This window comes from Aeromonas sp. FDAARGOS 1408, assembly GCF_019048665.1.
Taxonomy (GTDB): Bacteria; Pseudomonadota; Gammaproteobacteria; order Enterobacterales; family Aeromonadaceae; genus Aeromonas; species Aeromonas dhakensis.
Window position 1 is genome coordinate 1,716,152 of the sequence record NZ_CP077394.1, and the last position, 20,546, is coordinate 1,736,697.

Below are 20,546 nucleotides of genomic sequence, written 5' to 3' on the forward strand. Positions count from 1 at the left end.
CTGTATTTAACATAAACATTCGCATCACGCGGTCGCATGTATTTATGTCCGGGTATCATTTCTATGACTGGTCATCACTGGGTTTCCCTGTATTCTTGACCGCAGCAAAAAGCCCCGCATTGTATTTCCGGCGCAACGCATCACCCTCAGGGTCACAATATACGTCCACAGGCTGCCCCTGATACTTTACCACCGCATGGCATGCACTCATTGGATCCACCCTAGCCAGTTCATCCGGCCAATCGTCCCTATCGAGCGGCTGCACGTTATCCCCTTTGCGCAGCGAGAAACAATACTCAACCCGATACTCGCCCAAGTGATCCTTTATCAGCACATGACAGCTGATAATCAACTTGTGGCCCGCAAACGGCCCTATAGCAAGGACACCAGCAGCAGACGCAGCAGGAGCGCCACTAGAACGTACATCAGAAGGGGCCGAACTACCCACCTCCCCAGCAGCCGGAGCAGCGGCAGAAGTGGTCTCAGCGGCCTTAGCGGGAGCATCAATATACTCAGGCTTGATGAAACCAAAAAATAAACAGAGTCCCCACACCGCCAGAAAAAACAATACTTTAGGGTCTCGTAATACCGAGCTACCCGCGATTGTATCCGAGACCTTACCGGTTGTAGTCGAGTCATAAAGCTTGAAAACATACTTGGGCACCTTATTGAACGGCTTGGCTTGCAGCACATCGGACATGGATGAGCCGGAGTTATCTGACAGGTGAAGCACGGTCTTATACCGGCCACCTATCCCCAATATCGCCATATTGGTATGGCGGATGGCCGTTTCTGCAGCGGCCCGAATAACCTGATGAACCTTTTTGATATTTGGCGTGGTAAACACGAAATCCCAGTTATGGTGCCGGTGCATATCGAAGGCCACATCAATGGTTTCCGGCCTGCCATCTTCCTTGGCCACATCCGGCCCACCGGGATAATCGAGTCGATCTAAATCACTCTGGCGCCACGCTGGCGGGAACACCCGCTGCACTTCATCGACCAGGAAGAAAGCGCCCTTGGGTGCCCAGTGGTAAAAGCGGGCCAACTTATCGCGCCCCTCTTGGGACTCCGTCTCGATATAGGTCACTGAAAATTCGTCAGGCACCTCCTTGCCCAGCACCTCTTTGCAACGCTCTGCCGTGAAGCCGCGAACGTTGGTGATGATGTGGCGGCCCGCCTTGATGGCTGGCAGCACATCGGTATGAATAGCCCCTGACGACTTGTAAGAGCCCGGCGCACCGTGATGGATTTTAATAGACATGGATCACCACCCAAACATATTCAGCAAAAAGCGAGCGATAAAAGCCTGCGTTATTATCGAAATCCCCTTATCAAGGCGCAGATATAACAAAATTCCTTTCATTTCCGCAGGCAGGTTATTAAATGAAGCCGATATCAAATCGCTAAATTGCAAATTAATTAAAATCTGTTTGGCAACATCCCATGAAAAAGTGAGCAGGAATATTTTAAACTCCACCCACTGAATAGCCAGCTTAATACTTATCCACGCCGCAAACTGCACCGCAAGTTGATATATGTCACTGAAAAATCCATTGAACAAATCACCCAACCATTCCATATATCACCTCTTAGCCACTATCATCAACGCGATAAAGTAAAAGATAAACATCAAGATGGCCGCCAACATCTCCCAATAGCCGCCAGCATCCGGACAAACAGAATAAGCACTACCGAACATTGAGAACATATCAAAACACTTAGGAACAGCCGCAGAGCCACTAAAGTTATAACGGAAAATATCGGCCATTTCCGTTTTTACTCCACCATAAGTATTAGTTAGTTGCTCTTTTGTTTCATCATATTTCTTATTGACGGTTGCCAAATCAAAAAAGCACTCTGCCCCACCCTTACAAAGGCCAGAACTATATTCAGCCTCAGCAACATGAAGCGGGTTTTGACTGGAGCCGGGCATTTTAGAATAATCAATCCCCTCCCCTTGCCCACCATCACCCGTACCGCCAGAACCATCGCCACCACCTATACCACTATTTTTTATTGCCTCAGCAATAGCCTTAACATTACGATTCATTTCTATGCTATTACCTAACAAGTCTTGAGCCGTATTCCAATAAAAGTTATTAAAGGTGCTATTCAGGCTGTGAGTGCTTTCCTTAATACTATTAACGTCATATTGATACCCCCCGACCAATTCATAAAGGTTTCCGCCTACATGTGTTTGCGCAAAATCAGAGCCAAATGTATTAGCGTTAATCTGCTTTAATTCGTTATATATCTTTTCAGCTTGAGCCGAATCACCAACACCAGACGAATCAGAACCAGAACCAGAAGAGCCCATCTTTGAATTTATCGACTCCAATAAATTATTGGACGCATTAATACTACCCAAAATTGCATCCGTAGTATTTTTAGAATGATAAATGTCACTGGCCATTCTATCCAAATGAAAGAGGCTTGTTTTCATATCGCGAGAAAACGACTCAGCACTATGAGTAATAGAATTAATATTATTTGAATCCCGCTTAGTACTGTCTATAACCTGACGAAGAGCAGCACCAAGGTTTTTATTTAGCTTGGCAACAGCACCAGAAACAGACGTACCTGTCGCGTCACCAATGACCGGCTGAAAGAAATCCCAACCATCCACCACACCACCGCCACTTCCTTCTGCTGGCGTATCACCACTGCCATCAGCATCACCGCTCCCACTACCATTAGAATCAGCGTAATTACAGGCTGTGCCGGTTGTCTCAACAGGCCCCTTGGTATTCGCCATGGGAAGCTCAACACAAACCCCCTTGCAATCCACTTTGCAGCCGCCCAGCTCGGAGCCTTCGAACTTCAAGCAAACAGGCAAGGGAGTCGACATCGTCACGTTGCCCAACTGCACCCCAACTGGACACCCAGCAATGGCAAAAGCCCAAGAAGGAAACAGCAGTAAAAACAAGCCAATGCGCACACTACCCCCTAAATAAAAAAAGGCGACCGAAGCCGCCTTTATGTCATATCGAAAACGATGCCCTGTAACCTTCAACAAAGAACAGGAACCACAGCGTCCCGATGAGCAAAGACATGGCTTAGGCTTTGCGCATCATGTTGATCAGGATGCCGACACCGACCACAGTCGCCACCACCATCATGACCTTAGGCGCGGTGATAGTGACGTCTGACTGGGCAGAGTCCAGGGCCTTAGAAGCCGCCTCAGCGATACCACCCTCGGCATGGGCGGCACCCATAGCAGCGACAGAACCAACCAGAGCAATACAACCATTACGGAAGAAATTAGGCATTTTCGTTTATCCTCTTTTTGCACCAACAATTAACCGGGCAATAGCGCCCACTTTTAAACCCAAAGCCCACAATACAATCCCAGAGCTAAAGGCAATTCCCACAATCGATATATCGAACTGAAACCAGTTGGATATATCGGTGAGTTTAATGTGCTCCTGAGAGGTCAAGAGCACGTAAGAGCATGTTTCCGGCGGGGCCTGTTTTACGTACCCTTCGGAAGTTAAATCAACGCAGATCATTTATTTGGTGCCCTCGTCGTCGCTCGCTGCACGTCTTCGCTCCTCCTCCTCAGGCACCGGGTTATTACGGTTTTTTGTGGAGAGGGCCGAATTCGTCTTGTTTGGCCCCGCCTTCAATTTCGAAACCAGCCACGATATTTTGAGCCGGGTTTTGCGGGTCAGCTTCCAGCAACAGGGTAATGGCTTGCAGCTTGGGGCAATCAGCCACTTTAGCCAGGACAACGGGATCATTTTTGAGGCGCATTTCTTTGACCTCAAAACCCCAGTTGGTGATTTTGCATTCCGGCCGGTCAATACTGGTGGAAGCCGCCAAGTATTTCAGGCTGGCAAAGTCATAAGGCTGGGGAGTTGTCCCCTTGCGGGAAATACCAACACCGTGAGTAACACACAGCACCATTACGCCAGTAATTTTCGACATATCTTCACTCTCCACTTGGGTTATTAATGCCCGTTCAGTTGGGCTCAAAATTCGGTATTTCGTCTAACTCTGGTGGCAGCGGCATCAGCAGCCGCACCGGTACATCATCAGGGCCAAGATGCCCAATTAATTGACGCACAATGGAATCGCTCGCCAATCCTTCGACATTCTTTAGATAGTTGACCAGACGACCCGCCATTCTGGACATATTGGTCACAGCATTATCGCGGCAGGTCTTGAACTTGTTCTTAAACGTGGTTATCCGTACCGGCTTGGTGATTTGTTCAGCCAGTTCATCCAGCCACTTGGCAAATTGCGGATACATGCCCGCGAAATAAGGGTCTGGATTTACCAGTACATCCAGCGGGATAACACGGTCTTTACTGTGTAGCTCGCCTTCGGCGCGCACCCAGTTGGGATATTCGGCAGACTCCATCTGCTTACCCTTTTCATAGATGCGGGCACACTTACCATTAATGCGAGAGCCGATATAGAAAGAGCAGCCAGAGGACGCGATCATGCCAAAGCGCTTGGCCATGGCGTTGTGAACCTCTGGAATAAACTCCCCGGCTTGAATGGCCATCCACTTGGGAGCCATACCGCGAGCCGGATGGAAATGGCCTAATTCCGCCGCTTCGACCGCTCGCAGATACGATATAACCGAGCCTGAGTAATCATCCAGCGCGAGGTCAACTCGAGTAATACGAAGCCCAGGCACCATAGAAATGACACGGTGAAGAGCGTCAAAATCCAGTCCATCACATCCGGCTCCAGTGAAGGAAACCATACAGCCGTGGTTGGCAGCTCCCCAAGCCACAAGGCCACAAGCAACTCCATCGATAAGAATGTCACCACTATAGCTATAGCCGTGCAAACCCCCGCGACGATGGCGGACGGTAAAGCGAGGAGCAGGGATCGGTACACCAATCTGGTAATTGAGCTCTTCAAAGAAAATCTCCAGTTCGCCACAGCAAAGGGCATCGAGAAACTGCACCCCGTAGCTGTGGATCAAGTCGTTGTAGGCGTCCCAATACTTGCCTTCCGGGTTGACCTCAAATTCAGAGAAATCAAGCAAGCGGGCACAGACGGCCTTGAGTTCGCGATGGATATCGGCGCGAGCGGTGTACTTAGAGGCCAATACCGTCTCCATGGCTTGAGTCATGGAGGGCGTGACCACGGCAGGCGCATCCGGCTCAACTTCGACATAAAGCGGCTCTGGATAGGCCGCAGCCCGTAACCGTTGCTCGGTTGCTTGGGCTCGAGTTTGCGGTGCCGGCTCTACCGGTGCCGGCCGGCGATAAATCAGGCCATTGGCAGCAGGCGCAGGCATGGCAGCAGCCAAAACAGAGGACTTAATATCAAAGCGCGGAATGGCCTTGAGCAAAGCGCCCTGCTTTGCCAGCTCGGTGATACGTTTGAGCGGCTCGGGAGTGAAGGTAAACGACAGAAAGTCGATTTTGGTTTTCGGGTTATGACCAGTCATCGAAAAAGACTCCTTGGTCATAGAACCCGCGCCATGTTTCTTCGGTCACTTCGACCGGCACAAAGTCAAAATCGGGGTAAGTCAGTGAGAGATAACGGCCCAGTTCGGCGAGGTCACGGAAGAACTCAACCTGACCAGCCACGCAAGCGGAGATGTCGCCAGTTGGCTCATCCTGCCAGTAAACGTTTCGTTCAGGTCTAAATGCTAATGGCAGATTACTCATAAAGCTCCCTACCCCCTCCGGTTGATACAAGTGTATACAGTCATGCAATTGGCCGGAAGATACATCATATGCATACGAGTACGCAAGTGTAACGTCATAATCGTGTGAGTGTATGCAATATAATGGGGTTGAACATATGGGAGGTTAGAAATGAAAGAGCGTCGCACCACCATGGCAGTGACCCTAGAGCGGAAGCAGATCCTTCAGCAGGCCGTGCTAGACATAGCGAAGAAAAGCGGAGAGGTCATCAAGTGGACAGATATCGTGAACTACATGATCGATGAGTACACTGAAGAGGTAACGAAGGACTTCATCGAGAGAATCAAGGCTGCCGGGATACGGCGCGGACAATAAAAAAACCCCACGGCAGTGGGGTTTTTCATATGTGTATGCAATCAGCCTGGTCGCGCATAAAACGGGGTTATGTTACAGGCGCTCGGTCGTTGCGACGATGCCCGCAGGCGGGCCCACGTAGCGGCCTAGTCGCGGCCCCCTGCCCCGGTTCATTGTGGCAGGGGGCAAACCCTCAACATAACCACCGGGCCACATTATGCGCGGTCAGGCTTGGGGCATGACAAAGGGGCCGATAGGCCCCTTGGTGTCCTGATGCCGATAACTAGCTTTATCGGCATCAACCGGCAGTAGCTTCCCTAGCAGCCTTGGCCGCCTTGCGTCGAGCAATGCGCTTAGCTCGGGCCCGTTGCTCTGACCAGTCTGCAACCCAAGCAATCACCATCAGCAGACCGCCAAACCAAACCGGAGCGGTTATGGTCACCACAGCCAGATAGCAGACCATCAGCATATCATCGGAAAGATCCCCGCTAAGGATCAGACGAACGAATCCATACAGCATAGCGAGCATGAATACAGGAACGAATACTTGCATCAGGAACCCCTCAACAGCATCAGATCAGCGGATTCAATCATCACCGATCCCAGGAGTCAATCACCCCATGAAAGAGATAACAGCCCTTCGGGCTGGGTTTTCAATGGGCCGTGCCCAGGGTTTGGCTAAGGTGGAAGAATTCCCCCCGTATTACTACCCGGGGGGCTTGGCAGCCAAGCAACCCCAAAGCCACACAGAAAGCCACAAACAAGAGGACGCTGTGAGAGCAGCTTGTCTACGACAGGAGGCCAAAGAAGGCGCTAACCGTGCCCTATAGCCTTCGGCTGGGCACTGGAACTGGGGCAGTAAAGACCGGTTTTGCAGGAAAGGGGGTGTTCCGGGCTCGGGGCCAGATGGGCGTGTTTCGCCGGGAGACGTCAGGAGGTCAAATCAACGGACGGGAGCGGCTTATAGGGGCTACCGCCCCTGTTCACTGGCGCAATTGGAGCTGTATTTAACATAAACATTCGCATCACGCGGTCGCATGTATTTATGTCCGGGTATCATTTCTATGACTGGTCATCACTGGGTTTCCCTGTATTCTTGACCGCAGCAAAAAGCCCCGCATTGTATTTCCGGCGCAACGCATCACCCTCAGGGTCACAATATACGTCCACAGGCTGCCCCTGATACTTTACCACCGCATGGCATGCACTCATTGGATCCACCCTAGCCAGTTCATCCGGCCAATCGTCCCTATCGAGCGGCTGCACGTTATCCCCTTTGCGCAGCGAGAAACAATACTCAACCCGATACTCGCCCAAGTGATCCTTTATCAGCACATGACAGCTGATAATCAACTTGTGGCCCGCAAACGGCCCTATAGCAAGGACACCAGCAGCAGACGCAGCAGGAGCGCCACTAGAACGTACATCAGAAGGGGCCGAACTACCCACCTCCCCAGCAGCCGGAGCAGCGGCAGAAGTGGTCTCAGCGGCCTTAGCGGGAGCATCAATATACTCAGGCTTGATGAAACCAAAAAATAAACAGAGTCCCCACACCGCCAGAAAAAACAATACTTTAGGGTCTCGTAATACCGAGCTACCCGCGATTGTATCCGAGACCTTACCGGTTGTAGTCGAGTCATAAAGCTTGAAAACATACTTGGGCACCTTATTGAACGGCTTGGCTTGCAGCACATCGGACATGGATGAGCCGGAGTTATCTGACAGGTGAAGCACGGTCTTATACCGGCCACCTATCCCCAATATCGCCATATTGGTATGGCGGATGGCCGTTTCTGCAGCGGCCCGAATAACCTGATGAACCTTTTTGATATTTGGCGTGGTAAACACGAAATCCCAGTTATGGTGCCGGTGCATATCGAAGGCCACATCAATGGTTTCCGGCCTGCCATCTTCCTTGGCCACATCCGGCCCACCGGGATAATCGAGTCGATCTAAATCACTCTGGCGCCACGCTGGCGGGAACACCCGCTGCACTTCATCGACCAGGAAGAAAGCGCCCTTGGGTGCCCAGTGGTAAAAGCGGGCCAACTTATCGCGCCCCTCTTGGGACTCCGTCTCGATATAGGTCACTGAAAATTCGTCAGGCACCTCCTTGCCCAGCACCTCTTTGCAACGCTCTGCCGTGAAGCCGCGAACGTTGGTGATGATGTGGCGGCCCGCCTTGATGGCTGGCAGCACATCGGTATGAATAGCCCCTGACGACTTGTAAGAGCCCGGCGCACCGTGATGGATTTTAATAGACATGGATCACCACCCAAACATATTCAGCAAAAAGCGAGCGATAAAAGCCTGCGTTATTATCGAAATCCCCTTATCAAGGCGCAGATATAACAAAATTCCTTTCATTTCCGCAGGCAGGTTATTAAATGAAGCCGATATCAAATCGCTAAATTGCAAATTAATTAAAATCTGTTTGGCAACATCCCATGAAAAAGTGAGCAGGAATATTTTAAACTCCACCCACTGAATAGCCAGCTTAATACTTATCCACGCCGCAAACTGCACCGCAAGTTGATATATGTCACTGAAAAATCCATTGAACAAATCACCCAACCATTCCATATATCACCTCTTAGCCACTATCATCAACGCGATAAAGTAAAAGATAAACATCAAGATGGCCGCCAACATCTCCCAATAGCCGCCAGCATCCGGACAAACAGAATAAGCACTACCGAACATTGAGAACATATCAAAACACTTAGGAACAGCCGCAGAGCCACTAAAGTTATAACGGAAAATATCGGCCATTTCCGTTTTTACTCCACCATAAGTATTAGTTAGTTGCTCTTTTGTTTCATCATATTTCTTATTGACGGTTGCCAAATCAAAAAAGCACTCTGCCCCACCCTTACAAAGGCCAGAACTATATTCAGCCTCAGCAACATGAAGCGGGTTTTGACTGGAGCCGGGCATTTTAGAATAATCAATCCCCTCCCCTTGCCCACCATCACCCGTACCGCCAGAACCATCGCCACCACCTATACCACTATTTTTTATTGCCTCAGCAATAGCCTTAACATTACGATTCATTTCTATGCTATTACCTAACAAGTCTTGAGCCGTATTCCAATAAAAGTTATTAAAGGTGCTATTCAGGCTGTGAGTGCTTTCCTTAATACTATTAACGTCATATTGATACCCCCCGACCAATTCATAAAGGTTTCCGCCTACATGTGTTTGCGCAAAATCAGAGCCAAATGTATTAGCGTTAATCTGCTTTAATTCGTTATATATCTTTTCAGCTTGAGCCGAATCACCAACACCAGACGAATCAGAACCAGAACCAGAAGAGCCCATCTTTGAATTTATCGACTCCAATAAATTATTGGACGCATTAATACTACCCAAAATTGCATCCGTAGTATTTTTAGAATGATAAATGTCACTGGCCATTCTATCCAAATGAAAGAGGCTTGTTTTCATATCGCGAGAAAACGACTCAGCACTATGAGTAATAGAATTAATATTATTTGAATCCCGCTTAGTACTGTCTATAACCTGACGAAGAGCAGCACCAAGGTTTTTATTTAGCTTGGCAACAGCACCAGAAACAGACGTACCTGTCGCGTCACCAATGACCGGCTGAAAGAAATCCCAACCATCCACCACACCACCGCCACTTCCTTCTGCTGGCGTATCACCACTGCCATCAGCATCACCGCTCCCACTACCATTAGAATCAGCGTAATTACAGGCTGTGCCGGTTGTCTCAACAGGCCCCTTGGTATTCGCCATGGGAAGCTCAACACAAACCCCCTTGCAATCCACTTTGCAGCCGCCCAGCTCGGAGCCTTCGAACTTCAAGCAAACAGGCAAGGGAGTCGACATCGTCACGTTGCCCAACTGCACCCCAACTGGACACCCAGCAATGGCAAAAGCCCAAGAAGGAAACAGCAGTAAAAACAAGCCAATGCGCACACTACCCCCTAAATAAAAAAAGGCGACCGAAGCCGCCTTTATGTCATATCGAAAACGATGCCCTGTAACCTTCAACAAAGAACAGGAACCACAGCGTCCCGATGAGCAAAGACATGGCTTAGGCTTTGCGCATCATGTTGATCAGGATGCCGACACCGACCACAGTCGCCACCACCATCATGACCTTAGGCGCGGTGATAGTGACGTCTGACTGGGCAGAGTCCAGGGCCTTAGAAGCCGCCTCAGCGATACCACCCTCGGCATGGGCGGCACCCATAGCAGCGACAGAACCAACCAGAGCAATACAACCATTACGGAAGAAATTAGGCATTTTCGTTTATCCTCTTTTTGCACCAACAATTAACCGGGCAATAGCGCCCACTTTTAAACCCAAAGCCCACAATACAATCCCAGAGCTAAAGGCAATTCCCACAATCGATATATCGAACTGAAACCAGTTGGATATATCGGTGAGTTTAATGTGCTCCTGAGAGGTCAAGAGCACGTAAGAGCATGTTTCCGGCGGGGCCTGTTTTACGTACCCTTCGGAAGTTAAATCAACGCAGATCATTTATTTGGTGCCCTCGTCGTCGCTCGCTGCACGTCTTCGCTCCTCCTCCTCAGGCACCGGGTTATTACGGTTTTTTGTGGAGAGGGCCGAATTCGTCTTGTTTGGCCCCGCCTTCAATTTCGAAACCAGCCACGATATTTTGAGCCGGGTTTTGCGGGTCAGCTTCCAGCAACAGGGTAATGGCTTGCAGCTTGGGGCAATCAGCCACTTTAGCCAGGACAACGGGATCATTTTTGAGGCGCATTTCTTTGACCTCAAAACCCCAGTTGGTGATTTTGCATTCCGGCCGGTCAATACTGGTGGAAGCCGCCAAGTATTTCAGGCTGGCAAAGTCATAAGGCTGGGGAGTTGTCCCCTTGCGGGAAATACCAACACCGTGAGTAACACACAGCACCATTACGCCAGTAATTTTCGACATATCTTCACTCTCCACTTGGGTTATTAATGCCCGTTCAGTTGGGCTCAAAATTCGGTATTTCGTCTAACTCTGGTGGCAGCGGCATCAGCAGCCGCACCGGTACATCATCAGGGCCAAGATGCCCAATTAATTGACGCACAATGGAATCGCTCGCCAATCCTTCGACATTCTTTAGATAGTTGACCAGACGACCCGCCATTCTGGACATATTGGTCACAGCATTATCGCGGCAGGTCTTGAACTTGTTCTTAAACGTGGTTATCCGTACCGGCTTGGTGATTTGTTCAGCCAGTTCATCCAGCCACTTGGCAAATTGCGGATACATGCCCGCGAAATAAGGGTCTGGATTTACCAGTACATCCAGCGGGATAACACGGTCTTTACTGTGTAGCTCGCCTTCGGCGCGCACCCAGTTGGGATATTCGGCAGACTCCATCTGCTTACCCTTTTCATAGATGCGGGCACACTTACCATTAATGCGAGAGCCGATATAGAAAGAGCAGCCAGAGGACGCGATCATGCCAAAGCGCTTGGCCATGGCGTTGTGAACCTCTGGAATAAACTCCCCGGCTTGAATGGCCATCCACTTGGGAGCCATACCGCGAGCCGGATGGAAATGGCCTAATTCCGCCGCTTCGACCGCTCGCAGATACGATATAACCGAGCCTGAGTAATCATCCAGCGCGAGGTCAACTCGAGTAATACGAAGCCCAGGCACCATAGAAATGACACGGTGAAGAGCGTCAAAATCCAGTCCATCACATCCGGCTCCAGTGAAGGAAACCATACAGCCGTGGTTGGCAGCTCCCCAAGCCACAAGGCCACAAGCAACTCCATCGATAAGAATGTCACCACTATAGCTATAGCCGTGCAAACCCCCGCGACGATGGCGGACGGTAAAGCGAGGAGCAGGGATCGGTACACCAATCTGGTAATTGAGCTCTTCAAAGAAAATCTCCAGTTCGCCACAGCAAAGGGCATCGAGAAACTGCACCCCGTAGCTGTGGATCAAGTCGTTGTAGGCGTCCCAATACTTGCCTTCCGGGTTGACCTCAAATTCAGAGAAATCAAGCAAGCGGGCACAGACGGCCTTGAGTTCGCGATGGATATCGGCGCGAGCGGTGTACTTAGAGGCCAATACCGTCTCCATGGCTTGAGTCATGGAGGGCGTGACCACGGCAGGCGCATCCGGCTCAACTTCGACATAAAGCGGCTCTGGATAGGCCGCAGCCCGTAACCGTTGCTCGGTTGCTTGGGCTCGAGTTTGCGGTGCCGGCTCTACCGGTGCCGGCCGGCGATAAATCAGGCCATTGGCAGCAGGCGCAGGCATGGCAGCAGCCAAAACAGAGGACTTAATATCAAAGCGCGGAATGGCCTTGAGCAAAGCGCCCTGCTTTGCCAGCTCGGTGATACGTTTGAGCGGCTCGGGAGTGAAGGTAAACGACAGAAAGTCGATTTTGGTTTTCGGGTTATGACCAGTCATCGAAAAAGACTCCTTGGTCATAGAACCCGCGCCATGTTTCTTCGGTCACTTCGACCGGCACAAAGTCAAAATCGGGGTAAGTCAGTGAGAGATAACGGCCCAGTTCGGCGAGGTCACGGAAGAACTCAACCTGACCAGCCACGCAAGCGGAGATGTCGCCAGTTGGCTCATCCTGCCAGTAAACGTTTCGTTCAGGTCTAAATGCTAATGGCAGATTACTCATAAAGCTCCCTACCCCCTCCGGTTGATACAAGTGTATACAGTCATGCAATTGGCCGGAAGATACATCATATGCATACGAGTACGCAAGTGTAACGTCATAATCGTGTGAGTGTATGCAATATAATGGGGTTGAACATATGGGAGGTTAGAAATGAAAGAGCGTCGCACCACCATGGCAGTGACCCTAGAGCGGAAGCAGATCCTTCAGCAGGCCGTGCTAGACATAGCGAAGAAAAGCGGAGAGGTCATCAAGTGGACAGATATCGTGAACTACATGATCGATGAGTACACTGAAGAGGTAACGAAGGACTTCATCGAGAGAATCAAGGCTGCCGGGATACGGCGCGGACAATAAAAAAACCCCACGGCAGTGGGGTTTTTCATATGTGTATGCAATCAGCCTGGTCGCGCATAAAACGGGGTTATGTTACAGGCGCTCGGTCGTTGCGACGATGCCCGCAGGCGGGCCCACGTAGCGGCCTAGTCGCGGCCCCCTGCCCCGGTTCATTGTGGCAGGGGGCAAACCCTCAACATAACCACCGGGCCACATTATGCGCGGTTAGATCATGCCCGTGGCTAGGGGCCAGAAACACCGCTGCCGCAAGGGCTACAGCCGTGCCGGCTCCTTTGGTGTACTTCGCCAGGATGTCGTACCAGGCCTTTTTAATCTCAGGATCTGTCTCTCTGACGGCTGCCAGACTTAACAGCACTTCTTTGGCATCCAGGCCAATTTCCTCAGCCAGCTTTTTTGCAGTGGCATCAGTCAGTTGCGATTTACCATGCTTGATTGCAGAGATGTAAGAACTGGTAAATCCCAGGTCTGCGGCGACTTCCTGAAACTGGCTGTACTTTTTGGCCCTCATGTAGGCCTCAATCAGTGTTTTCGAGTCCATGTTTCTGTCTCCTGAGTAGTTCGACAATCGGCCCATCATACCCATTTTGGCGAAAATCGCCTCGTTTCTATTTAGGTAATTACATGATTGAATCTACTTAAGTAACTACTTGAATACATAACTTATGACCTACTGTAGCCCACAAAACCAGGATCTGCCGGCGCTCACCGAGCGCAAGGTCTACTGGCAAGCAGAGCCCACCGGCGATGTTTCCGCCTGTGTGGCCGGTCAGGTCGAGATGTTCCGCGACCTGCACGAGATGCGGGTCTATCTGTCCATGACGTACCCCGACACCGCCTTTGAGCTGGTCGAGGTGACCGAGGATACATGGCAAGGCTTCTATGACCAGGGAGTGTTTTTCGATGACTGGTCATAGCGCCGTGATGCCGATAAATAGCGTTATCGGCAACAAAACCCTGATCGACTATCTGTCGTTTACCTGGGCGCCGACCGAACTGCGCCAGATGACCGAGCTGGCCAAGCAAGGCGCTTTGCTCAAGGCCATCCCGCGCTTCGAGACCCAGAGCAAGGCCATTCAGGCTGCCTTTGCCGCCCAGCCGGTCGAGGGCCTGCGCTATCTGTGGAAGCGCCCTGTCGGGTTCGCTCCCCTCACCCGCTTCGACAAGGTGACTGAGCGCCTCTATGACAAAGCCGAGCGCCAGCAGTCTGCCGCCTCCCCTGCCCCTGCACGGGTCTTTGACAAGGCCACTGAGCGGTTGAGTCTCAAGGGTGTGGCCAAGGCCCCTGCCCCGGTGCTGACGCCTTCCATGACCGACATGATGGAACGTGCCCTGCACTCCGGCTACCAGTCCCGCGCCGACATGCGCCAGGAGCTCAAAGCCGTCTGCGCTGACCTGCTCAAGTTCTCCCAGTTCGAGGTGGTCGAGGGTGCCAAGTATTGGGAAGCCTATAATGACCTTATCGACTGCTACGGCGTCCAGTTCCTGGATGCCCTCTGCTGCAACGAGATCGAGCTGTGGCTGGAAGAACTCAATACCCGCATCGGTGTCCCTATCCCCGAGCCGCGCTTTACCATGCGCCCTCGCCGCTCCGGTCTGCACGGTTACGCCAACTCGGCTGACCTGCTGTGTGACGGGATGCCCTGCGGGCTGATTGGTTGGGGTGCGGCTAACCATGGCTGTATGGTGAGTTTTTCCGGTGTGGGTTGTGCGGCCCTCGATTTCCAGGCTTTGCACTCCGTTATCTCTCACGTGCCAGGTCTGCGCATCACTCGGGTCGACCTTGCCCTGGATGACTACAGCGGCAAACACATCACTTACCAGGGCGCGATAGCCGGCGCCGAAGCCGGCGAGTTTCACCCGCAGCGTGGCCGTGCGCCTTCCTGGATGAAGATTGAGTCGGGCGAGTTCGTGATCACCGAGGTGGCCAAGGGCATCGCCAAGCGTTTCGGCATGGTGCCGAGCAAGGGTTGCTCTTTCTACGTGGGCAGCCGTATCAACGGCAAGTGTGCGCGGATATATGAGAAAGGCAAACAGATGCAATCGGCCGAGTTCCCAAACTGGGTACGCGCCGAAGGCGAATTACACAATAAGGATAGAGTCATTCCGCTAGATGTCCTGGTAAACCCTGACCCTTATTTTGCGGGGATGTATCCGCAATTTGCCAAATGGCTGGATGCGGTTTGCCAGGAAGAAATAACACCGGTACGTGTGACCACCTTTAAGAATAAATTCAAAACGTCCAGGGACAACGCCGTATTTAATATGTCCAGAATGGCCGGTCGCCTTGTCAATTGGTTAGCAAACATCGAGGGGCTATCCCCTGAGAAGATTGTTAACCAATTAACAGCGCACCTGGAAGAAACCGATATTCCTGCGCGGTTAAGAATGCCAGTTCCTCCTGACCTGGACGAACTGCCATTATTTTCGACCTAACAATGGTTCTTCAAAGGATAAATAATATGTCTCTGCTGACTGGTATTTTGGTTACCCGCGTTACTCATGGTTATGGCGTCTCCCGTAAATCTGGCTCGCCGGTTCCCTATGACTTTGCCCAGGTGGAATACCTGGCAGTGGCTAATAACGTGAACAAGCCCGAGTGCAATATAACCTCCTGGGGCTATGAAGTGCGCCAATTAGCCCTGCGTAACGATGCGGCCACTATTAAAGAGCTGGCCGACTGCCCGAAATTGGTGGCAGTGGATCTTGTCCTGGAAGCGGATCCCCAGAATCCGACCCGCAACGTGGTTGTTGGCTTCCAACCCACCAAAAAGCAGCCGGTATAACCACCGCGCCGCGAGGAGGAGGAGCGAGAGCGCGCAGCGAGCGACGACGAGGGCGCGATAATGCTTTGTCTAGATATTACCTCTGAAGGATATGCCCGCTTAGCTGAGGGGGATTCGTGTAATTACGTGCTCTTGACTGTCCAGGAGCACGCCAAATTAACGGATATATCGAGCTGGTTTGAATTTGATGTATCCACTGTGTCGATGGCCTTTGGCTTCGGATTATTAATCTGGATCACTGGCCTCAAACTGGGCGCAATTGCCCGTGTCATCGTAAGTGCAAAAAGAGGATAAACGAGTATGAAAAACTATTTCCGTAATGGCTGTATCGCTGCTGTGTGCTCCCTGTCTACCGGTGCGGCCTTTGCCGAAGGTACAGCCGCTGCTGATGCCGCTGCCAAGGCCCTGGACGCCACGCAGTCGGACGTGACCGCAACCTCTCCCAAGGTCATGCTGGTCGTGGCCACCTGTGTGGGCGTGGGCATCCTGATCAGCCTGATGCGCAAAGCCTAAGCATGTCTTTGCTCATCGGAACGCTGTGGTTCCTGTTCTTTGTTGAAGGCTACAGGTCATCGTTTTCGATATGACACAAAGGCGGCTCCGGTCGCCTTTTTTATTGGGGGTACTGTGCGCATCGCTTGGCTTTTATTGCTGTTTCCGCTGGGGGCTTCGGCGGGTTGTCCTGTCGGGCTCCGCCTTTCTAACGTGCCGATTTCTACTGTGCTGCCGTTCTGCGTGAAATGGGAAAGTTCCTCCCAGGGAGGCTGCTTTGTTGGGTGTCCAGGTATCTGTCTGCAGTTCCCAGATGCCGGCACCATGGGGCCGATTGAGAGTACCGGCCAGGAGTGCTCGGTGGGCGGTGGATCCGATGGGGATGGCGGCTCGGATGGCGATGGTAACGGTAGCAATGGCAATAACGGCAATAATGGCGATGTAATTCCCAATCTGCCGCCCAACGGGATTCGTGTCGGTGGTGATAAGCAGGAAATGACCACGGACGCCTTGCGTCAGGTGAATAATACCTTGATAACAGGTTTTACTAGCTTGATGTCGAGCTCTGCGGGTGCGAGTCGATCAGCTCAAAATATTGATGGCAAAATGGTAGATGTTCTTCGTTATATGAAGGCCACTAATAATGGTCAGGTTGGCATGGAGAACAGTATTCGGGAGCAGACGGCGTTAGGTCATAAGTTCTATGACGAGTTCCTTGGATTAAAGAATGCCATGATTAATCCGCAAGACGGCTTTGGTCAAAGCACGGGTGAGTATCGTGTTTTGAAAGAGTTGCGGGATAATTTCTTTGGGCCTGATTTTGCTCAGAATTATGGTGGTAACACCATGTATGGGCTTATGCGGACAATGCAGTATGATATCGAGTCGATGAAAGGCCGAGTGCATGAATCCGCCAGCGACATGCACAACCTTTATTCCTACACCATGCAAGATATGCGAAATAATAGCATTGAAATGAACCGCAATATTAAGGCCATTGCTGAGGCCCTGCAAAATGGCGGTACAAATGGTGGTGATGGCACCGGCGGCACAGGTAACGGCAGCAATGGTAATGGCAATAATGGCCCAGGCATTGATTACTCACAAATGCCTGGCTCTGCAGAAAATCCGCTGCATGTAACAGGGTCTGAATATACATCCCAGCTCTGTAAAGGTGGTGCGCACTGTTTCTTTGACCTGGAAACCATTAATAAGCAGTTCCAGGAGCATAAGGAACAACTCAAGAATACCCATAACGGTATTAAAGAAGATATGGTCGATATGTTCCGATATAGCCTGAGCGGGTCGGCGGCGGTGCCCAAGTGTTTTGATATGTTCTCGATGTTTGGTCGCTCTTATTCCGTCTGTCCCGAGGTGGAAGGATATTGGGAGATGATAGCGGCCATCATGATGTTCATCTTCTATTTTCTGGCGCTGATGATTGTGGCTAAGAGGTGATATATGGAATGGATGAGTGATTTCTTTAACGGATTTTTCAACGATATATATCAACTGGCGGTGCAGTTTGCAGCCTGGATAACAGTTAAATTGGCGATTCAGTGGGTCGAGTTCAAAATATTCCTGCTCACTTTTTCCTGGGACGTTGCCAAGCAGATACTGATTAACCTGCAATTCAGCGACCTGATCTCCGCCTCTTTTAATAACCTGCCCTCTCAAATGAGGGGGATCTTGCTCTATTTGCACGTTGATAAAGGGCTGTCGATATTGACGCAAGCCTTTGTGACCCGCTTTTTGCTGAACATGTTGGGATGGTAAGCCATGTCTATCAAGATCCACCACGGCGCCCCAGGCTCCTATAAATCGTCAGGAGCGATTCATACCGATGTGATACCGGCCATCAAGGCGGGCCGTCATATCGTTACCAACGTGCGCGGCTTTACCGCGGAGCGGTGCAAAGAGGTATTAGGCAAGGAAGTGCCTGACGAGTTCCAGGTTACCTATATCGAGACTGAATCCCAGGAAGGACGCGATCACCTCGCCCGCTTTTATCACTGGGCACCCAAAGGGGTTTTCTTCCTGGTCGATGAAGTGCAACGGATATTTCCGCCTTCCTGGCGGCAGAGCGATTTAGACCGGCTGAATTATCCAGGTGGGCCGGATGTGGCCAAAGCCGATGGCCGGCCAGAGACGATTGACGTGGCCTTTGATATGCACCGTCATCATAACTGGGACTTTGTATTTACGACCCCGAACATCAAAAAGGTGCACCAGGTAATCCGGGCTGCTGCCGAAACGGCCATTCGTCATACCAATATGGCGATATTGGGGATCGGTGGTCGATATAAGACGGTGCTCCACCTCTCTGATAACTCCGGTACGTCCATGAATGACGTACTGCAAGCCAAGCCATTTAATAAGGTGCCCAAGTATGTTTTCAAGCTTTATGACTCGACTACTACCGGTAAGGTCTCGGATACAATCGCGGGCAGCTCGATATTACGAGACCCTAAAATTCTGTTTATTCTGGCGATTTGGGGACTCTGCGTATTCTTTGGCTTCATCAAGCCTGAATATATTGATACTCCTGCTAAGGCCGATGAAACCGCTTCTGCCGCTGTTCCGGCTGCTGGGGCGGTGGGTGCTTCGCCCGTTGCTGATGTACGTCCTGGTGGCGCTCCTGCTGCGTCTGCTGCTGGCGTCCTTGCTGTAGGGCCGTTTGCCGGCCATCAGCTCATTATCAGCTGTCACGTCCTGATAAAGGATCACTTGGGCGAGTATCGGGTTGAGTATTGCTTCTCGCTGCGCAAAGGTGATGACGTGCAACCGCTCGACAGGGACGATTGGCCGGAGGAACTTGCCAGGGTGGATCCCATGAGTGCATGCCATGCGGTGGTAAAGTACCAGGGGCAGCCTGTGGACGTGTACTGTGACCCCGAGGGGGACGCCCTGCGCCGGAAATACAATGCCACCCTCTTTGCGGGTGGCAATAACAAGCCAGCAAATACTGATGACCGGACATAACTCCCCTCTCCTGCCGGTGGCCGCCTTTCTCCAGGTTGGCCACTGAGCCCCAGGGGCGTAAGCCCCTACAAGCCGCCCCTTCATGCTGATTTGGCCACTGTTGTCTCGCGGCGGAACACGCAGATATAGCCCCGAGACTGGATCACCCCCTTCCCTGCTAAACCGTTCTTTAATGCTCCTGTCAGAGCGACCAGCCGAAGGCTATGGGGCGCGGGTAGTAATAACCTTAGTCCCCTGTCGAAGACAAGCTGCTCTAAAGGTAGGTCATAACGGGTGGCATTTTTTTGCGATGAGTTCAAATCGTTCATCGCTTGCCTCATACTGATATATCTCTATATGATGAAGTGGGTGGGAAGGATTTGATATATCGGCTAAAATTGCCTCTTGTATTAATTTGTTGATCCTGCATCCAAGATGAATTGACTTTATATTTTTAGGGTTTATCTTTTTTAGAAAAGCAAAATTTTTTTCATTTGAAAACGCTGCGCAAAAGTTCTTTCCATTGTTTAGGGTGTAATTACCCATGTTATCAATGCAATAATCACTCTTAATGGCATCTAAAACATCTAGCGCAAATTCATCAACTTCATTTTTATTTAATATCTTTACTTGGTCAGCAAATGGCATTGGAACAATGCATCGGTGTTCTTTTTCATATATCCAGACATCACTTTTTGTTGTGAGCTGATTCAATAAGTTTATTCTTATTTCATCGTTTTGATTATTAGTGTGGATATAATGCTCAGGCCTTATTGAGTCGTAATTTACCTTCACCGGTTTATAATGGGATATATTGTACTTATCAATAGGACGTTCTTTTTCCGATTCCATGAAATCTTCATTAAAGCCAATGCAAATCCCTCTATGTTCATCTGCATAATGAGACCACATTAATAAATTCCTATGTGTTTCGCTCAATGAAACAATTCCGTATGCCCATATAGAGCTAATAATCTTATAGTTGATATAGGGCGCGCTTTTTGTTTTCCCTGTTTTATTTTCATCAATAAAAATCTCACTAGCTCTATTTAATAATTCTGTCCTCACCTCTTTGGTGAAATACTTTTCGAATGGGTCATTTAATGAGCTGGGCGAAGAAAGTCTAACTGTAATGTCTTTTAAATAATCTAGGCCGTAAAACTTAGTGTATTTGTAATATGTATTCATCAATATGGCTCTCTGATTTTCGAGGTTGGGCGCTCCCTCCCACCCCCCGTATAGTAATACGGGGGGAATTCTACCTCTGCCGTCTACACCTTCTGCCTTTTGGCCGCTCTTGATGGTTGAGGCTTTCGGCTTAGGCCCACTCGGGGGAACGGTTGAACCAAC

The 20,546-nt window shown here is 50.6% G+C and carries 26 protein-coding genes; 9 read left to right on the plus strand and 17 right to left on the minus strand.

Annotated features, from left to right (window positions below; all coding sequences use genetic code 11):
* Positions 1–61 precede the first annotated feature (61 nt).
* The 7 genes from I6L38_RS08090 to I6L38_RS08120 form a co-directional block, all read right to left on the minus strand.
* Positions 62–1,264, minus strand: a complete 1,203-nt coding sequence (locus I6L38_RS08090) for a zonular occludens toxin family protein (RefSeq protein ID WP_216989383.1) — start codon at positions 1,262–1,264, stop codon at positions 62–64.
* 3 nt (positions 1,265–1,267) lie between these two features.
* A complete protein-coding gene (locus tag I6L38_RS08095; protein WP_139397650.1) occupies positions 1,268–1,582 on the minus strand; it encodes a DUF2523 family protein in 315 nt (104 codons plus the stop codon).
* A gap of 3 nt (positions 1,583–1,585) precedes the next feature.
* The gene (locus I6L38_RS08100) at positions 1,586–3,019 is read right to left on the minus strand and encodes a hypothetical protein (RefSeq protein ID WP_216989384.1); all 1,434 of its coding nucleotides are present in this window, start codon (positions 3,017–3,019) and stop codon (positions 1,586–1,588) included.
* 40 nt (positions 3,020–3,059) lie between these two features.
* Positions 3,060–3,272, minus strand: coding sequence for a flexible pilin (gene aerA / locus I6L38_RS08105; RefSeq protein WP_139397654.1), 213 nt, complete (start codon positions 3,270–3,272; stop codon positions 3,060–3,062).
* A gap of 304 nt (positions 3,273–3,576) precedes the next feature.
* Positions 3,577–3,930: a hypothetical protein gene (locus I6L38_RS08110; protein WP_216989385.1), complete on the minus strand. Its 354-nt coding sequence runs from the start codon at positions 3,928–3,930 to the stop codon at positions 3,577–3,579.
* A gap of 34 nt (positions 3,931–3,964) precedes the next feature.
* Positions 3,965–5,413: a replication initiation factor domain-containing protein gene (locus I6L38_RS08115; RefSeq protein ID WP_216989386.1), complete on the minus strand. Its 1,449-nt coding sequence runs from the start codon at positions 5,411–5,413 to the stop codon at positions 3,965–3,967.
* Positions 5,400–5,636 (minus strand): hypothetical protein, encoded by a 237-nt coding sequence (locus I6L38_RS08120; RefSeq protein ID WP_062607256.1) that lies wholly within the window; start codon positions 5,634–5,636, stop codon positions 5,400–5,402. Before I6L38_RS08120 ends, I6L38_RS08115 begins: the two co-directional genes overlap by 14 nt.
* 150 nt (positions 5,637–5,786) lie before the next feature.
* Between I6L38_RS08120 and I6L38_RS08125 the strand changes: the two genes are divergently transcribed.
* Complete coding sequence (locus I6L38_RS08125) at positions 5,787–5,990, plus strand: hypothetical protein (protein ID WP_155730724.1); 204 nt, start codon at positions 5,787–5,789, stop codon at positions 5,988–5,990.
* 277 nt (positions 5,991–6,267) lie between these two features.
* Here the strand turns inward: I6L38_RS08125 and I6L38_RS08130 are convergent, their stop codons facing one another.
* The 8 genes from I6L38_RS08130 to I6L38_RS08165 form a co-directional block, all read right to left on the minus strand.
* Positions 6,268–6,522 carry a hypothetical protein gene (locus I6L38_RS08130; protein WP_216989382.1) on the minus strand — a complete coding sequence of 85 codons (255 nt, stop codon included), beginning with the start codon at positions 6,520–6,522 and terminating at the stop codon, positions 6,268–6,270.
* 509 nt (positions 6,523–7,031) lie between these two features.
* The gene (locus I6L38_RS08135; RefSeq protein ID WP_216989383.1) at positions 7,032–8,234 is read right to left on the minus strand and encodes a zonular occludens toxin family protein; all 1,203 of its coding nucleotides are present in this window, start codon (positions 8,232–8,234) and stop codon (positions 7,032–7,034) included.
* Between the two features lie 3 nt (positions 8,235–8,237).
* Complete coding sequence (locus I6L38_RS08140; RefSeq protein ID WP_139397650.1) at positions 8,238–8,552, minus strand: DUF2523 family protein; 315 nt, start codon at positions 8,550–8,552, stop codon at positions 8,238–8,240.
* A gap of 3 nt (positions 8,553–8,555) precedes the next feature.
* Complete coding sequence (locus tag I6L38_RS08145) at positions 8,556–9,989, minus strand: hypothetical protein (RefSeq protein WP_216989384.1); 1,434 nt, start codon at positions 9,987–9,989, stop codon at positions 8,556–8,558.
* A 40-nt stretch (positions 9,990–10,029) separates the two neighbouring features.
* On the minus strand, positions 10,030–10,242 hold the full coding sequence (gene aerA / locus I6L38_RS08150; RefSeq protein ID WP_139397654.1) for a flexible pilin: 213 nt from the start codon (positions 10,240–10,242) through the stop codon (positions 10,030–10,032).
* Between the two features lie 304 nt (positions 10,243–10,546).
* Positions 10,547–10,900 carry a hypothetical protein gene (locus tag I6L38_RS08155; RefSeq protein ID WP_216989385.1) on the minus strand — a complete coding sequence of 118 codons (354 nt, stop codon included), beginning with the start codon at positions 10,898–10,900 and terminating at the stop codon, positions 10,547–10,549.
* Between the two features lie 34 nt (positions 10,901–10,934).
* Positions 10,935–12,383, minus strand: a complete 1,449-nt coding sequence (locus tag I6L38_RS08160; RefSeq protein ID WP_216989386.1) for a replication initiation factor domain-containing protein — start codon at positions 12,381–12,383, stop codon at positions 10,935–10,937.
* Positions 12,370–12,606, minus strand: coding sequence for a hypothetical protein (locus tag I6L38_RS08165; protein ID WP_062607256.1), 237 nt, complete (start codon positions 12,604–12,606; stop codon positions 12,370–12,372). The genes I6L38_RS08160 and I6L38_RS08165 overlap by 14 nt, the downstream gene beginning before the upstream one ends.
* Positions 12,607–12,756: 150 nt before the next feature.
* Between I6L38_RS08165 and I6L38_RS08170 the strand changes: the two genes are divergently transcribed.
* Entirely contained in the window at positions 12,757–12,960 is a 204-nt protein-coding gene (locus tag I6L38_RS08170) for a hypothetical protein (protein ID WP_155730724.1), read from the plus strand.
* A gap of 172 nt (positions 12,961–13,132) precedes the next feature.
* Here I6L38_RS08170 and I6L38_RS08175 read toward each other — a convergent pair whose 3' ends face one another.
* Entirely contained in the window at positions 13,133–13,498 is a 366-nt protein-coding gene (locus I6L38_RS08175) for a helix-turn-helix domain-containing protein (protein ID WP_216989387.1), read from the minus strand.
* Positions 13,499–13,622: 124 nt separating this feature from the next.
* On the opposite strand from I6L38_RS08175, the gene I6L38_RS08180 reads away from it, so the two are divergent.
* The 7 genes from I6L38_RS08180 to I6L38_RS08210 all read left to right on the plus strand — a co-directional run bounded on the left by I6L38_RS08180 (position 13,623) and on the right by I6L38_RS08210 (position 19,217).
* A complete protein-coding gene (locus tag I6L38_RS08180) occupies positions 13,623–13,874 on the plus strand; it encodes a hypothetical protein (protein WP_017785335.1) in 252 nt (83 codons plus the stop codon).
* Positions 13,861–15,393: a replication initiation factor domain-containing protein gene (locus I6L38_RS08185; protein ID WP_139430849.1), complete on the plus strand. Its 1,533-nt coding sequence runs from the start codon at positions 13,861–13,863 to the stop codon at positions 15,391–15,393. Before I6L38_RS08180 ends, I6L38_RS08185 begins: the two co-directional genes overlap by 14 nt.
* Positions 15,394–15,419: 26 nt before the next feature.
* Positions 15,420–15,743, plus strand: coding sequence for a hypothetical protein (locus tag I6L38_RS08190; RefSeq protein WP_010634003.1), 324 nt, complete (start codon positions 15,420–15,422; stop codon positions 15,741–15,743).
* A 300-nt stretch (positions 15,744–16,043) separates the two neighbouring features.
* A complete protein-coding gene (locus tag I6L38_RS08195; RefSeq protein ID WP_010634002.1) occupies positions 16,044–16,256 on the plus strand; it encodes a major coat protein in 213 nt (70 codons plus the stop codon).
* 39 nt (positions 16,257–16,295) lie between these two features.
* Positions 16,296–17,693, plus strand: a complete 1,398-nt coding sequence (locus I6L38_RS08200) for a hypothetical protein (RefSeq protein ID WP_226014497.1) — start codon at positions 16,296–16,298, stop codon at positions 17,691–17,693.
* Positions 17,694–17,696: 3 nt separating this feature from the next.
* Complete coding sequence (locus tag I6L38_RS08205) at positions 17,697–18,011, plus strand: DUF2523 family protein (protein ID WP_010634000.1); 315 nt, start codon at positions 17,697–17,699, stop codon at positions 18,009–18,011.
* A 3-nt stretch (positions 18,012–18,014) separates the two neighbouring features.
* Positions 18,015–19,217: a zonular occludens toxin family protein gene (locus I6L38_RS08210; RefSeq protein WP_216989388.1), complete on the plus strand. Its 1,203-nt coding sequence runs from the start codon at positions 18,015–18,017 to the stop codon at positions 19,215–19,217.
* Between the two features lie 264 nt (positions 19,218–19,481).
* Here I6L38_RS08210 and I6L38_RS08215 read toward each other — a convergent pair whose 3' ends face one another.
* On the minus strand, positions 19,482–20,384 hold the full coding sequence (locus I6L38_RS08215; protein WP_216989389.1) for a DUF2971 domain-containing protein: 903 nt from the start codon (positions 20,382–20,384) through the stop codon (positions 19,482–19,484).
* Positions 20,385–20,546 lie beyond the last annotated feature (162 nt).

Coding starts and splice junctions, on each gene's coding strand:
- I6L38_RS08090 (WP_216989383.1), bottom strand. CDS start 1,264: ATGTCTATTAAAATCCATCACGGTGCGCCGGGCTCTTACAAGTCGTCA.
- I6L38_RS08095 (WP_139397650.1), bottom strand. CDS start 1,582: ATGGAATGGTTGGGTGATTTGTTCAATGGATTTTTCAGTGACATATAT.
- aerA (WP_139397654.1), bottom strand. CDS start 3,272: ATGCCTAATTTCTTCCGTAATGGTTGTATTGCTCTGGTTGGTTCTGTC.
- I6L38_RS08110 (WP_216989385.1), bottom strand. CDS start 3,930: ATGTCGAAAATTACTGGCGTAATGGTGCTGTGTGTTACTCACGGTGTT.
- I6L38_RS08115 (WP_216989386.1), bottom strand. CDS start 5,413: ATGACTGGTCATAACCCGAAAACCAAAATCGACTTTCTGTCGTTTACC.
- I6L38_RS08120 (WP_062607256.1), bottom strand. CDS start 5,636: ATGAGTAATCTGCCATTAGCATTTAGACCTGAACGAAACGTTTACTGG.
- I6L38_RS08125 (WP_155730724.1), top strand. CDS start 5,787: ATGAAAGAGCGTCGCACCACCATGGCAGTGACCCTAGAGCGGAAGCAG.
- I6L38_RS08130 (WP_216989382.1), bottom strand. CDS start 6,522: ATGCAAGTATTCGTTCCTGTATTCATGCTCGCTATGCTGTATGGATTC.
- I6L38_RS08135 (WP_216989383.1), bottom strand. CDS start 8,234: ATGTCTATTAAAATCCATCACGGTGCGCCGGGCTCTTACAAGTCGTCA.
- I6L38_RS08140 (WP_139397650.1), bottom strand. CDS start 8,552: ATGGAATGGTTGGGTGATTTGTTCAATGGATTTTTCAGTGACATATAT.
- aerA (WP_139397654.1), bottom strand. CDS start 10,242: ATGCCTAATTTCTTCCGTAATGGTTGTATTGCTCTGGTTGGTTCTGTC.
- I6L38_RS08155 (WP_216989385.1), bottom strand. CDS start 10,900: ATGTCGAAAATTACTGGCGTAATGGTGCTGTGTGTTACTCACGGTGTT.
- I6L38_RS08160 (WP_216989386.1), bottom strand. CDS start 12,383: ATGACTGGTCATAACCCGAAAACCAAAATCGACTTTCTGTCGTTTACC.
- I6L38_RS08165 (WP_062607256.1), bottom strand. CDS start 12,606: ATGAGTAATCTGCCATTAGCATTTAGACCTGAACGAAACGTTTACTGG.
- I6L38_RS08170 (WP_155730724.1), top strand. CDS start 12,757: ATGAAAGAGCGTCGCACCACCATGGCAGTGACCCTAGAGCGGAAGCAG.
- I6L38_RS08175 (WP_216989387.1), bottom strand. CDS start 13,498: ATGGACTCGAAAACACTGATTGAGGCCTACATGAGGGCCAAAAAGTAC.
- I6L38_RS08180 (WP_017785335.1), top strand. CDS start 13,623: ATGACCTACTGTAGCCCACAAAACCAGGATCTGCCGGCGCTCACCGAG.
- I6L38_RS08185 (WP_139430849.1), top strand. CDS start 13,861: ATGACTGGTCATAGCGCCGTGATGCCGATAAATAGCGTTATCGGCAAC.
- I6L38_RS08190 (WP_010634003.1), top strand. CDS start 15,420: ATGTCTCTGCTGACTGGTATTTTGGTTACCCGCGTTACTCATGGTTAT.
- I6L38_RS08195 (WP_010634002.1), top strand. CDS start 16,044: ATGAAAAACTATTTCCGTAATGGCTGTATCGCTGCTGTGTGCTCCCTG.
- I6L38_RS08205 (WP_010634000.1), top strand. CDS start 17,697: ATGGAATGGATGAGTGATTTCTTTAACGGATTTTTCAACGATATATAT.
- I6L38_RS08210 (WP_216989388.1), top strand. CDS start 18,015: ATGTCTATCAAGATCCACCACGGCGCCCCAGGCTCCTATAAATCGTCA.
- I6L38_RS08215 (WP_216989389.1), bottom strand. CDS start 20,384: ATGAATACATATTACAAATACACTAAGTTTTACGGCCTAGATTATTTA.